This is a genomic window from Streptomyces sp. NPDC091972 (assembly GCF_044756385.1).
GTDB lineage: Bacteria > Actinomycetota > Actinomycetes > Streptomycetales > Streptomycetaceae > Streptomyces.
Map to the genome: position 1 here is coordinate 153184 of NZ_JBIVSV010000011.1, position 12690 is coordinate 165873.

Annotated in this window: 12 protein-coding genes and 1 riboswitch; of the genes, 6 read left to right on the forward strand and 6 right to left on the reverse strand. The window is 72.7% G+C overall.

Translation table 11 applies throughout. The features are described from left to right. Positions 1–263: 263 nt before the first annotated feature. Positions 264–431, forward strand: a riboswitch (cyclic di-AMP (ydaO/yuaA leader). A gap of 8 nt (positions 432–439) precedes the next feature. Then, positions 440–1585, forward strand: coding sequence for an NlpC/P60 family protein (locus ACIQJT_RS29480; RefSeq protein WP_402648620.1), 1146 nt, complete (start codon positions 440–442; stop codon positions 1583–1585). A gap of 120 nt (positions 1586–1705) precedes the next feature. Continuing rightward, positions 1706–2689 (forward strand): tellurite resistance/C4-dicarboxylate transporter family protein, encoded by a 984-nt coding sequence (locus tag ACIQJT_RS29485; RefSeq protein ID WP_402648622.1) that lies wholly within the window; start codon positions 1706–1708, stop codon positions 2687–2689. Here the strand turns inward: ACIQJT_RS29485 and ACIQJT_RS29490 are convergent. Continuing rightward, entirely contained in the window at positions 2667–3020 is a 354-nt protein-coding gene (locus ACIQJT_RS29490) for a hypothetical protein (protein ID WP_053852994.1), read from the reverse strand. The two genes, ACIQJT_RS29485 and ACIQJT_RS29490, sit on opposite strands and share 23 nt — an antisense overlap. Before the next feature lie 452 nt (positions 3021–3472). Between ACIQJT_RS29490 and ACIQJT_RS29495 the strand changes: the two genes are divergently transcribed. Further along, positions 3473–4537 (forward strand): NlpC/P60 family protein, encoded by a 1065-nt coding sequence (locus ACIQJT_RS29495; protein WP_365455930.1) that lies wholly within the window; start codon positions 3473–3475, stop codon positions 4535–4537. A gap of 34 nt (positions 4538–4571) precedes the next feature. On the opposite strand, the gene ACIQJT_RS29500 is transcribed toward ACIQJT_RS29495, so the two are convergent. After that, complete coding sequence (locus ACIQJT_RS29500; RefSeq protein ID WP_402648625.1) at positions 4572–5297, reverse strand: LuxR C-terminal-related transcriptional regulator; 726 nt, start codon at positions 5295–5297, stop codon at positions 4572–4574. Further along, entirely contained in the window at positions 5294–6586 is a 1293-nt protein-coding gene (locus ACIQJT_RS29505; RefSeq protein ID WP_053853000.1) for an ATP-binding protein, read from the reverse strand. The genes ACIQJT_RS29500 and ACIQJT_RS29505 overlap by 4 nt, the downstream gene beginning before the upstream one ends. A 178-nt stretch (positions 6587–6764) precedes the next feature. Between ACIQJT_RS29505 and ACIQJT_RS29510 the strand changes: the two genes are divergently transcribed. Together ACIQJT_RS29510 and ACIQJT_RS29515 are read left to right on the forward strand one after the other, a co-directional pair. Beyond that, positions 6765–8354 (forward strand): PspC domain-containing protein, encoded by a 1590-nt coding sequence (locus ACIQJT_RS29510; RefSeq protein WP_402648628.1) that lies wholly within the window; start codon positions 6765–6767, stop codon positions 8352–8354. Continuing rightward, a complete protein-coding gene (locus tag ACIQJT_RS29515) occupies positions 8341–8610 on the forward strand; it encodes a hypothetical protein (protein WP_365455942.1) in 270 nt (89 codons plus the stop codon). Before ACIQJT_RS29510 ends, ACIQJT_RS29515 begins: the two co-directional genes overlap by 14 nt. 95 nt (positions 8611–8705) lie before the next feature. Here the strand turns inward: ACIQJT_RS29515 and ACIQJT_RS29520 are convergent, their stop codons facing one another. Both ACIQJT_RS29520 and ACIQJT_RS29525 read right to left on the reverse strand, forming a co-directional pair. Further along, positions 8706–9236 (reverse strand): DoxX family protein, encoded by a 531-nt coding sequence (locus ACIQJT_RS29520; protein ID WP_365455945.1) that lies wholly within the window; start codon positions 9234–9236, stop codon positions 8706–8708. A 121-nt stretch (positions 9237–9357) separates the two neighbouring features. Next, complete coding sequence (locus ACIQJT_RS29525) at positions 9358–10647, reverse strand: hypothetical protein (RefSeq protein ID WP_402648632.1); 1290 nt, start codon at positions 10645–10647, stop codon at positions 9358–9360. Between the two features lie 209 nt (positions 10648–10856). On the opposite strand from ACIQJT_RS29525, the gene ACIQJT_RS29530 reads away from it, so the two are divergent. Further along, complete coding sequence (locus ACIQJT_RS29530) at positions 10857–11756, forward strand: DUF4429 domain-containing protein (RefSeq protein WP_402648635.1); 900 nt, start codon at positions 10857–10859, stop codon at positions 11754–11756. 13 nt (positions 11757–11769) lie between these two features. On the opposite strand, the gene ACIQJT_RS29535 is transcribed toward ACIQJT_RS29530, so the two are convergent. Further along, the gene (locus tag ACIQJT_RS29535; RefSeq protein ID WP_402648638.1) at positions 11770–12576 is read right to left on the reverse strand and encodes a class II aldolase/adducin family protein; all 807 of its coding nucleotides are present in this window, start codon (positions 12574–12576) and stop codon (positions 11770–11772) included. Between the last annotated feature and the right edge of the window lie 114 nt (positions 12577–12690).

Consider the following 12690-nt stretch of genomic DNA (forward strand, 5'->3'; position numbering starts at 1 on the left):
CCGCCGCCGCCCCGAGAACATCGCCCGAATCACCGCCCCACCCCGGCCGCCGGAAGCCGCCCCGGAAACGGGCGGGCGTCACCACTCCGACCAATGCGCCAGGTGCTGATAAATCACCGCACAACGACCGCGCGGAACGGCGCCTGGGACGAAGGTCACGAAAATGTATCGGGCATATCGAACATCAACCTTCACACGCGCCACACCGGTTGGCTACCGTTCCCGCAGGCCGTACGACCCCCTCCGGCGAACGTCGCCGGGCCGCACGGCCTCCGCCGAGTCCGCAGCGCCGCCGCGCGCCCGGAGCCGGGGACCCACCGAACCTGGGGTGAATCGGCCGCCTCCCGCGCGGGGAGAGCCGTAGGGCAAACCTTCCGACGCACGACGCCCGAACCCGACAGCTAACTCGGCAGGCGGAGCACGGAAGGAGTCGCCTCCCTTGGCGTCGCACCGCAAGTCGCGTCCCGCCGGTACGCGCGTGGCAGGCATACGGACCCCGGCCCTCGCGACGGCCGCCCTGACCTCCGTGGCCCTGCTGTCCCAGTCGGCGAACGCCGCGCCGGCCGATGACAAGCCGAGTCTCGAAGAGGTCGAGAAGAAGGTCGACGACCTCTACCGCCAGGCCGAGTCGGCGACCGACAACTACAACGCGGCCAAGGAGAAGACGGCCAGGCAGCGCAAGCAGGTCGACACGCTCCTCGACGACGTCGCCCGGCGCACCCAGAAGCTCAACGAGGCGCGGGAGGAGCTCGGCGCGTTCGCCGCGGCCCAGTACCGCACCGGCGCCGCCGCGCCCGACACGGCGACCTTCCTGCTCGCGGACACCCCGCAGGACTACTTCGACCAGACCCAGCTCATGGGCCGCCTGACCAGCCGCCAGAAGGGCGCGGTCGACGACTACGTCACCGAGCAGTCGGACACGATGAAGAAGCGCCAGGAGGCCTCCCAGAGCCTCCAGGCGCTCACCGAGACGCAGAGCGACCTGAGGACCGCCAAGGCGACCGTCCAGAAGAAGCTCGCCGACGCGCGGGAGCTGCTGTCCGAGCTGACGGCCCAGGAGAAGGCGCGTTTCGCGGCGATCGAGCAGCGCAGGCAGCAGGAGGCGGCTCGCAAGGCGGCGGAGCTCGCGCAGCAGCAGGCGGCGGCGCAGAAGGCCGCACAGGAGACCGCGCAGGAGACCGCCGCCCCGCAGGACACGGCCTCGACGGCGCCCGACTCCTCGTACGCCACCAAGGCCGCCAAGGCCCTCGCGTTCGCCCGGGCGCAGATCGGCAAGCCGTACGTCTGGGGCGCCACCGGCCCCGACTCCTACGACTGCTCAGGGCTCACCCAGGCCGCCTGGAAGGCCGCCGGCGTCGACCTCCCCCGCGTCACCTACGACCAGGTCAACGCCGGCACCACGGTCTCCCTGGCCGACGCCCAGCCCGGTGACCTGGTCTTCTTCTACGACGACATCAGCCACGTCGGCCTCTACATCGGCAACGGCATGATGATCCACGCTCCCAAGCCGGGCGCGTACGTCCGCGAGGAGTCGATCTACTACGACGGCGAGTCGGCGATCCACAGCGTGGTCCGCCCGGCCTGAGCCCGGCGCTCGGAGTTCCGTCCCGCCCCGCGCCGCCCCGGGACCCGCACTCGCGTGCATTTCACGCGCGCGCGTGCGCGCCCCGCCGCCACGGCGCGGGGCGCTTCCTAGCATCGCCCCATGCCCGGTACCTCCCAGCACTCCGCCCAGCGCATCCGGTGGGCGCAGCGCCCGCCCGCGGTCGGGGCCGCGGTGCTGGCGACCGGCATCCTGTCGGTCGGGCTCCGTCTGACCGGCCACGAGACGCTGTCCCGCATCGCCCTGGTGCTCGGATGCGCGGCCTGGCTCGGGCTGGCCGCCGACTTCGCCGTACGACTGCTGCGGCAGCGCGCGCGATGGGTCGCGGACGCCGGGACACCGGGCGCCCTGACGGCCGTGGCGGCGACCACCGTGCTCGGCACCCGCTTCTCCCTGCTGAGCCGGCAGGCCCTCGCCGAGGCGCTGCTGACCCTGTCCGCCCTGCTGTGGCCGCCGCTGATCACGCTGGTCATGAGGCACTGGAGGCCGCGGATGCCCGGCGGGGTGTTCCTGTGCTGCGTGGCCACCCAGGGCCTCGCGGTCCTCGGTGCCACCCTCGCGGCGGCCGAGTCCGCGGCCTGGCTCGCGCACACCGCGCTGGTCCTGTTCTGGCTCGGCCTGGTCCTCTACGGCATCGCGCTGTTCCGCTTCGACCTGCGCCAGGTCCTGGAGGGACCGGGCGACCAGTGGATCGCGGGCGGCGCGCTCGCCGTCTCGGCGCTCGCCGGCTCCGAACTCCTCGCCGCCGACAGCGTGCGCCTGTACCTGTGGAACGACGACGACCGCGCAGTCCTGCGCGCGGTGACCCTCACCCTGTTGGTGCTCGGCCTGGCCTGCTACGCCGTACTGCTGGCCGCCGAGTTCGTACGGCCCCGCACGCGTTACGACGTGCGCCGCTGGGCCACCGTGTTCCCGATGGGGATGACGGCGGTCGCGACGCTGTCGGTCTCCGCCGCCGTGGACGTCCCGTGGCTCGGCACGCCCGGTGAGGTGCTGCTGTGGATCTCCGTGGCGGCCTGGTCGGCCGTCGCGGCGGGGGCGGTCGGCTCCGCCCGGGCGGCCGTCAGGTCCAGAGCACCGCGATGAAGACGTTGGCCGTGGTCAGCGCGCCGACCAGGCCGAACAGGCTCTTGTCCACCTTCTCGTCGTCCCGCTTCACATAGACGAGGCCGAGGATCACGATCAGCAGAGCCAGCTTGACGCCGATCTTGATGTTGTTGACGTGCTGGTCGTCGGCCTGGTTGAGGCCGACCAGGATGACCCCGGTGACCAGCATCGTCGCGGCACCGTGCAGCATCGCGGGGACGAACCGGGCGGTGCCCCGGCCCATCGCCTTCATCTGGGTGAGGAAGCCGCCGAGCAGTGAGGCGATGCCGATGATGTGCAGACCGACGAAGAGATGGATGAGTACGTCCATGAGGCCGGAGCTTATGCAGGGGCGGCAGGGGCGTCCGCACCGGCCCCTGCGGCAGAGCTCGCATATATGCGGCCCATAGCACCCCGCGCCCGTCCCGCGTCCGTGAATCCCGACTTCGGTCAGCGCACCACGCGAAGTCGACGGCGTCACCCCGGCAGCACGGTCACCTTCGGTCACCCCACGGTCCCCTGGCGGCAGTTCCGCACAACGCGTCACCTCCCGGACACGGTCAGGTTTAGCGTCCTCCACCAGGTGACCGGCTCCCCACCGCCGCCCGGGCCAGGGGCGGCAGTCGGACACCACCGCCGAGAAGGTCCGGCGGCGGCTCGCTCCCCCTGTGCGGGCCGTCGCCGGACGCGCACACCGCCCCGGGCGGTCGTACGGCCGCTCCCCGGCGTCGTACGGCTCCGAGCCCCGGGGCGGGCGATCGTACGAAAGGACGTGCAGTCCACGTGGCAGCGCACCGCAAGCCCCGCAGACGCTCGGCCGGCGGCCATACGGTCCGTACGGCGGCGACGATCGCCCTCGCGGGGGCCGCGACCGCGACGGGCTTCGACGGGATCGGACACGCCGAACCGCAGCTCACACCCGAGCAGGTCAGGGCGAAGGTGGACCGGCTGTACCAGGAGGCCGAGGCGGCCACCGAGAAGTACAACGGCGCGAAGGAGAAGGCGGAGGCGGCCGGGACCCGCCTGGACGGTCTGCGGGACGAGGCCGCCCGCAGGACGGAACAGCTCAACGAGGCGCGGGACGCGCTGGGTTCGATCGCCGCGGCGCAGTACCGCGGCGGCGGCCTCGACCCCGCGATGCAGCTCGCGCTGACCGACGACCCCGACCGGTACCTGGACGGCGCCGAGTTCGTCGAACGCGCCGGCACCCGCCAGGCCGCCTCCGTGGCGAACGTGCGCCGGCAGTTGCGGGAGATCGAGCAGCTCCGCGGGGCCGCGCACGTCGAACTGACGTCGCTGAGGTCGCGCCAGGCCGAACTGAAGCGCCACAAGAAGACGATCACCGGCAAACTGGGCGCGGCCCGCGAGCTGCTGTCCCGGCTGTCGGCCGAGGACAGAGCGGCGGCCCTGGGCGAGGACGGGGACCGCGCCTCACGGGCCACCACGGGCGCACGCGGGGAGCTGACGGCCCCCGGCGCGGCCACCACGCAAGCGCCCAACTCCCGTGCGGCGGCGGCTGTCTCCTACGCCTACACGAAACTCGGCAGCCCTTATGTCTGGGGCGCCACGGGACCGGACGCCTTCGACTGCTCGGGCCTGATCCAGGCCGCCTACCGCTCCGCGGGCGTCTCCCTGCCCCGCACGACCTACGCCCAGATCGACGCCGGCCGGCGTGTCTCCCGCTCCGAACTCCTCCCCGGCGACCTGGTGTTCTTCTACTCGGGCATCAGCCACGTCGGCCTCTACGTCGGCAACGGGCAGATGATCCACGCCCCGAACCCGTCGGCCCCGGTGCGGGTGGCACCCATCGACGAGATGCCGTTCGCGGGCGCCACGCGGGTGGCGTGAGCGTGGGTGAGGTGACCTCGTGCGAGCAGCCGTGTCAGACCAGCCGCCGTGCCGTCGCCCACCGGGTCAGCTCATGACGGTTGGACAACTGCAACTTCCGCAGCACCGCCGAGACATGGGACTCGACCGTCTTCACCGAGATGAAGAGCTGCTTGGCGATCTCCTTGTAGGCGTAGCCACGCGCGATGAGCCTGAGCACCTCGCGCTCGCGCTGGGTCAGACGGTCCAGGTCCTCGTCGACCGGCGGGGCGTCGGTGGAGGCGAAGGCGTCCAGCACGAAGCCGGCCAGGCGCGGGGAGAAGACGGCGTCGCCCTCCTGGACGCGGAAGACGGAGTTGACGAGGTCCGTGCCGGTGATCGTCTTCGTCACATAGCCGCGCGCACCGCCCCGGATCACCCCGATCACGTCCTCGGCCGCGTCCGAGACGGACAGCGCGAGGAAGCGGACGGGCCGGTCGGCGTCCGCCATCAACGGGGCGCACCGGCGCAGCACTTCGACGCCGCCGCCGCCCGGGAGATGGACGTCGAGAAGGACGACCTCCGGGCGGGTCGCGGTGATGACGGTGACGGCCTGCTCGACGTCCGCGGCCTCCCCGACGACCTCGACGCCGGTCTCCTCGGTGCGGCCGATCTCGGCCTGGACGCCCGTACGGAACATGCGGTGGTCGTCGACGAGGACCACGCGCACGTGCCGCTCGCCCGCGCCGCCGGTCGGTGCCGGCTCCACGGGGTCCGTGTTCGCCTCGGTGGGGTCACTCATGACGTCTTCTCCGCCCTCTCCATCTCCAGCTCGACCTCCGTGCCGCCGTCCGGCACCGCGCGCAGCCGGGCCGTGCCGCCATGGCGCTCCATGCGGCCGATGATCGATTCTCTGACACCCATCCGGTCGGCGGGTATCGAGTCGAGGTCGAAGCCGGGGCCGCGGTCCCGGACGGACACGAAGACCGTCCTGCCCTCGACTTCGGCGTAGACCTGTACGGCGCCGCCCTCGCCACCGTACTTGGCGGCGTTGACCATCGCCTCACGCGCGGCCTGCATCTGTGCGGCGGTCCGCTCGTCGAGGGGGCAGTCTCCGACGACGACCACCTCTATGGGGACGCCGTGCTTGTCCTCGACCTCGGCCGCGTTGCGCCGCACGGCGTCGGCGAGGTCGGTCGGTTCGTCGGCCTCGTCCTTGCCGGTGCCCTCGGGTTTGTACAGCCAGGTGCGCAGGTCGCGCTCCTGGGCGCGGGCGAGGCGGCGGACCTCGCCCGGGTTCTCCGCGTTGCGCTGGATCAGGGTCAGGGTGTGCAGCACCGAGTCGTGGACGTGGGCCGCGACCTCCGCGCGCTCCTGGGCGCGGATGCGCATCAGGCGCTCCTCGGAGAGGTCCTGGGTCATGCGGACGAGATACGGCCCGGCGAGGAGCGTTATCCCGACGAGGACCGCGAGCGCGGCCTGGAGGACGGAGCCGAGGTGGGCGGCGGAACCCTGGAGGACGAAGACCCCGGAGACACCGGCGGTGACGAGGAGGACACCGCCCGCGGCACGCAGCAGCGTCAGGGTGCGCCGGCGGCGGCCCACCTCCATCCAGCGGGCCCGGCGGGCGTTGTCCGCCTGGCGCCAGACCAGGGCGACGCCCGCGCCGACCAGGACGGCGGGCCAGAGGTAGGCCTTGGCGCCGTTGCCCACGTTGACATTGCCGACGAAGACCATGGCCACGACGACCATGAGCAGCAGGGCCACGATCTGGCCCCGGTCGGGGCGGCGGGCGACCAGTCTGCGGCGGCCGTCGGGCGAGGTCTCGGTGGTGACCAGGGACGGCGGCTTCTGTCCGCCGACCCCGCCGACGCCGAGCGGCACGAAGAACCAGAACGCGGCGTACAGCAGGGCACCGAGCCCGTCCGCCATGAACAGGCCCACGAAGACGAGCCGCACCCAGATGACGGGCAGCCCGAGATGCCCTGCGAGCCCCCGCGCCACACCACCCAGCCAGCGTCCGTCACTGCTGCGGTAGAGCTTGCGCGGCGGCCGCGGTTCGACGAGGGGCGCTGCTGCGGCTTCCGGCATGCCATCGATGGTCACACGGCCGGAGTGCCGGGGCATCAGGGTTGGCCCCCGAGACTCCCCTGATCTTCGAACGGCGTGCCCTCCGAACGCTTCCCTCCCTCCTCTCAGGGCCGATATCAGGGTCCGGCCAGGGTCGTTCCGACTCCCGTGGCGCCCTCTCGCCCGTCACCATGGACACATGACAGATCACCAGCACGCCGCGGGCGCCGGATCCGGTGGAGGCCCGGACCCGGACACCGGCCCCGGCGCGGGCTCGCCCGCCGGCACCGGCGGGGCCTCGGGCGCGCACGGGCGGGCGGGCACGCGGAAAGAAGGAGGCGCACCGGCGGATCCGCCCACAGAATCCTTCGGGCACCAGGCGGCGACCGAGTCCCTCGGGCACACGACGGCGACCGAGTCCCTCGGGCACACGACGGCGACCGGCAGCGCCTCCACCCCGCCCCCCTTCACCCCGCCCGCCCCCGCACCGCAGGACCCGGCCCCCGCTGAGGACGGCCCGCTGGCCCCCCTGCGCTTCCGGCGGGACCGGCGGCACAAAATGCTGGCCGGAGTGTGCGCCGGACTCGGGCGGCAGTGCGACATGGACCCGGTGATCTTCCGGATCACGCTCACCGTGCTGTCGGCGACCGGCGGCATCGGTCTCCTCTTCTACGGCTTCGCCTGGCTCTTCGTCCCGTACGAGGACGAGGACGAGAACGAGGTGCGCAAGCTGCTCACCGGGCGGGTGGACGGCCAGGCCCTCACCGGCGTGCTCTTCGCCCTGGTCGGCTGCGGGGTGTTCCTCACCATGCTGGGCAACACCGGCGTGCTGACCTTCGCCGTGGTGCTCTCCCTGCTCCTCGCGGGCGCGGGGTACTGGTCGCGCCACCGCGGCACTCCCGACCCCGACCCGCTCTCCGCCCAGGCCGTGGCCGACGCCCCGCCGGAGGCGCAGGCCCCGCCGGTGGCCGCGGGCTACCCGTCCTGGTGGCGCGACCCCATCGTCAAGGACGGCACCCACGTCGGCGGCACCGGCTATCTGTGGGGGCCGAGCGACTCCCGCGACCGTGACATCGCCGCCGCCGTCAACATCGGCCGCGGCACCTGGAGCCGGCGTGAGGAGCTCGCGGCCCGGACCCGCCCGCCCAAGCCCCGGGGGCCCCGCTGGATCGGCGGCTGGGTCTTTCTGCTCGCCCTGCTCGCGGGCGGTCTCGGCACCGCGGCGACCTGGGAGGACCATGCCCTGGGCACCAGCCTGCAGACCGGTCTGTCCTGCGCGCTGATCGTCCTGGGCCTGGGCATAGCCACCAGCTCCTTCCTGGGCCGCACCGGAGCGGGCTCGATCTTCCTGGCGGTCGTCACGGCGGGCCTGCTCGCCACCTCGGCCGCCCTCCCGAAGGACATCACCACCCACTGGGTGCGCACGAACTGGACGCCGACGGCGGCACAGAACATCCGCGCCCAGTACGAACTGGGCACCGGCGTGGGCACCTTGGACCTGTCCCGTGTCGACTTCGCCGAGGACCGCACGGTGACGACCCAGGTGGAGGTCGGGGTGGGCCGGCTGCTGGTGATCGTGCCGCCGGACGTCACCGTGGAGGCGGTCATGGACGTGGGCGTGGGCGACATCCAGTTGCCGGGCGACGACCAGAAGGACGTGGACGTGGCACCCGGCAAGCGCAAGGAGGTCACCCTGAAACCGGCCCCGGGCACCGAGAGCACCGCCACCCTCGACATCGATCTGCGGGTGGGCATCGGACAGGCGGAGGTGAGCCGTGCTACGTCATGAGTTCCGGCCGGGAAAACTGGTCGCCGGGTTCTTCCTGACCGTCGCGGGCGTCACCTATGCCGGTGACGCGGGCGACGCCTGGGACACCCCGTGGTTCGCGGTGATCCCCCTCGTCGTCGGCGGCCTCTGCCTGGCCGGTGTGGTGGGCCTGCTGGCCCGGAGCGTGCGCAACCGCCGTGACCGGAGCCGCGAGGACGGCCGTACGAGCCCACCACCGGAGGCCGACCCGACGACACAGCCGCCCGTGCCCCACTGACCACCGACGAGCAGGGAGGGACAGCCCGTCACAGCCCGGCACCGGACCGCGACCGCCACCGGTCCCTCCCCGCGCCCGACGACGACGGACCGGAGCTAGCGGTAACCACCCGCCCGCCGTCGCCGTCGGGCGCGCAGGGCGGCGTCCACGGAGAACACGGGGGCACCCGCGAGGACGAGCGGCAGCCAGGCCATCAGGTAGGCGAGGTCGTTGCCGTAGTAGTAGGGGTCGGAGGCCCAGCTCACGGTCAGCCACAGGCTGAGCGAGATCAGCGCGCCGCCGAGTGCGGCCAGGCGGGCGAGGATGCCGAGCAGGGTGCCGATGCCGACGGCGAGTTCACCGAAGGCGATGGCGTAGCCGAAGCCGACGGGCTCCTTCAGGGACAGGTCGACCAGTGCGGGGATGGCCGCCGAGTCCCGGACGCTGCGCATCATGTCGCCGATGGAGCCCGAGCCGGAGCCCTTCATGAAGGCGCTGTCGGTCAGTTTGTCCAGGCCGGCGTAGACGAAAGTGACACCGAGGAAGATCCGCAGCGGCAGCAGGGCGTACTGGCCGATGGTGTCCCGCCAGGAACGTTCCTCGTCGTGGTAGGGGGTGTGCGTGTCCGTACGAAAACTGTGAGTCATCGCTTCGAGCCGCCTCTCACCAGGGTGCCGAGACCCCTCACCAGACGATACGCACGAAGGGGCGGCCGCGCTCAATGCGCTGCCGGGTTTCCGCGGCCCGACGCGCCCACCCGCCGATCCGTCAGTCGGTCACGTCGATCGCGTACCGGTTCGTCTCCACCCCGGCGGCCGTCACCACCTGCACCTCCACCCGGCCCGGCTCCACGTCCGCCGGTACCGGCACGGTCAGGACCTCGTCGGTGGGGTTGCTGAAGCCGCCGGCCACCGGCACCAACGGCACGTGCACGTTCACCGGTCCGATCCGCACCACCATGCGGGCCAGCCGGTCCGCGCGCTGTGCGCCGGGCGGCACGAACCCGGCACCCCGGATCTCGATGTCGTCCCCGGTGCGGACGGGACCGTCCAGGTCACCCGCCTCACGCGAGCGCACCACGGAGAGGATCACCGGTCGGCCGCCCTCCGCGTACTTGCCCGCCACATAGGTCGCCGCGGACACGAGCACCACCACGGCCAGCCCCCACGGCAGGTCCGGCAACTGGTCCGGCCGCCGGGCCAGCCGCACCGCCGCGAACAGCAGGGCGACCCCGCCGATCACGACGTACTGGATGTCGGCGAAGGCGCCCCGCCCGGAGTCGTCGGTCAGCAGGTCGGCGGCGCGGGGCCGGTCGGCCCGCACCTTCTGGAGCCGCTGCCCGAGCACCCGCAGCCCGACCACCCGCCGCACCAGCACGGCGATGGCGCACACCACGGCCAGGACCGTCACCACCCCCGCGCCGCGGGCCAGTTCGAGCCCGGAGATCAGCGCGTCCCGCTCGGCGCTGTCGGAGGCCGCGGCCAGCCGGCCCACCAGCACCAGCACCGCGTAGGCGACGAACAGCACCCACGCCACGGCGACGGCCCGCGAGGTGGACAGCCGGTTGTCCTCGCCGATGACCGGTGCGAGCACCCCGCCGCGGGCCCGGTGGAACCAGGACGCGGCGGTCAGCGCACCCGCGACCACGAGCGCCGCGATGAGCCCCGCCGTACGCGCCGCGGTCCAGCCCGCCCCGATGGCGGTCAGCGCCTGGACGAGGAGCAGCACCACGACGGCGGCCCACACGGCGTACGCGGTACGACGCCACAGCCGCGCGAGCCAGGCGGCGCCCTCGGCCCGGCCCCGTTCGGCCACGGCCTCGGCGGACTGGGTCAGTTCCTCCGAGACCCACTGCCGGGAGGCCGACGCGGAGTGCGCCACGGCCGCGGGCAGACCATGGCCGGCGGCGAACTCGTCCCGCTTCAGGAGGAACTCGGCCACCGCCCGCCGGTGTCCGGCCCGCGCCCCGTGCGGGCAGTCCCCACAGGTGCAGCCACCTTCGTGCGCACCGGTGGGCACACCTCCGGCCGCGCTCTGTCTCGCTTCCTGCACCGCCACGCCCGACGCCCGCCTTCCCACAACTCCTGGCCCTTCGGTCCCACATGACCCCACGGCCGACCGACCGCACAACCCGCTGAAGATCCCCGAACAACTCCCCCGTGTTGACAGCGAATTGTGCCCTACAGCACACCCCTCCCGTCCGGCAGGTGTGGTCAGCGCGGGTGAAGCGGGGCCCGCCGTGTTGACCCGGCTGCGAGAATCTCCGTATGGCCGAGATCATCCAGCGTGACGGGACCTGGGCCTTCGACGGCACAACGGTCCGCATCACGCCGGGACTCCACCGCTCCGTGCCGCTGTTCCGGCAGACGTACGGCGAGGTCGCGGTGCCCCTGGACGCCATCGCGGGCGTGGCGTTCGAGCCGGAACGCAAGCGCGGCCGGCTGCGGATGCGGCTGCGGGAGGGCGCGGACCCGCTGCTGCACGCGACCGGCGGACGCCTGCCGGACCCGGCCGATCCGTACCGGCTGATCGTGGACGTGGACCGCGCCGGGGTCGCCGAGTACGTGGCCGAGGAGATCCGGCGCGCCCTGCTCCTCGAGCAGATCCCGAAGGAGCCGACGAAGACCTATCTGCTGCCCGGCCCGCCGGTCCCGGTGTCGGTGCGCTCCTCCGACGGCACGGTCTCCTTCGACGGCACCCAGGTCCGCATCGACTGGGCCGACACCTCCGACCGCGTCAAGCGGGCGACGGGCCCGCGGATCATCGACGTGGGTGACCTCGTCCAGGTCGAGTGGCTGCCCAACTCCGGTTACGAGGACGGCTTCATGCGGTTCGTGACCCGCGGGACCTCCTTCTCGAAACTGCCGCCGGAGAAGGACCCGTACGCCCTCGACCTGTGGGGCAGCACCCGCCGCGACCTGCTCACGGCGCTCGTCGCGACGGCGGTCACGGCCCGGCTGCCGCACCCGTCCACCCGCGGGGACATCGCGTACGGCGACGGAGGCGGCCACCGGTCGCGGCTCGCCGCGTCCGCCGCTGCCGCGCCGGCCGACCATCACGACGTACTGCTGCGCAGACTGCGGGAGCTGGGCGAGCTGCACCGCGAAGGGGTGCTCACGGACGAGGAGTTCGCGATGACGAAGGCCGCGGTGCTGCGGGGCTTCTGATGGGCGCCGGTCCTCAGGTCAGCAGGTCCGGCTCGCTGCGGGTGATGTCCTGCCACAGCGGCTGGTAGTTGATCCACGCCACCAGGTCCCCGCCGAGCTGTTCCCGGGTCGCCACCGCCGCCCGGTGGTCGATGAGCACGGGCCGTCCCGCCGCGCGCGCGAGCAGTTGCACCTGGCTGGAGCGTTCCATCGACAGGAACCACCAGGCCGCCGCGTCCACCGAGTCCCCGACGGTCAGCAGTCCGTGGTTGCGCAGCACCAGCGCCTTCCGGGACCCGAGCGCGGCGGCGATCCGGCGGCCCTCCTCGGCGTCGACGGCGACCCCGGTGTAGGCCTCGTAGAGGGCGTGGTCCTCGTAGAAGGCGCAGCTCTCCTGGGTGATCGGGTCGAGGAGCTCGCCGAGTGCGGACAGGGCCCGCCCGTGCACGGAGTGGCAGTGGGCGACGGCGACGACGTCGGGGCGGGCGGCGTGCACCTGGGAGTGGACGGTGAAGGCCGCCTGGTTGACGTGGTAGCGGCCGTCGAGCACCTGGCCGTCGGAGTTGGCGAGCACGAGGTCGCTGACGGTGACGTGCCGGAACGGCATGCCGAAGGGGTTGACCCAGAAGCAGTCGGTGAACTCCGGGTCGCGGGCGGTGATGTGCCCGGACACCCCGTCCTCGAAGCCGAGCCGGCCGAAGATCCGCAGCGCGCCGGCGAGCCGCTCCTTGCGGTGCCGGCGTTCCTCCTCGACGGAGTCGTGCATCGGCGGCATCGCGAAGTGCAGCTTCTCGGTGGGCACCGGCATCGGCGGAGTGGGCCCGAGGGGCGTCCCGTGCATGTGCTCCTCCAGCACTGGGTTGCTTTACGGGGCGGAAGTTACCGTCGGTCAGCGCGGGAGAACAGCGCTGGTTCGTAAAGATGGCGCACACAGCGGATACCGGACAGCAGATGT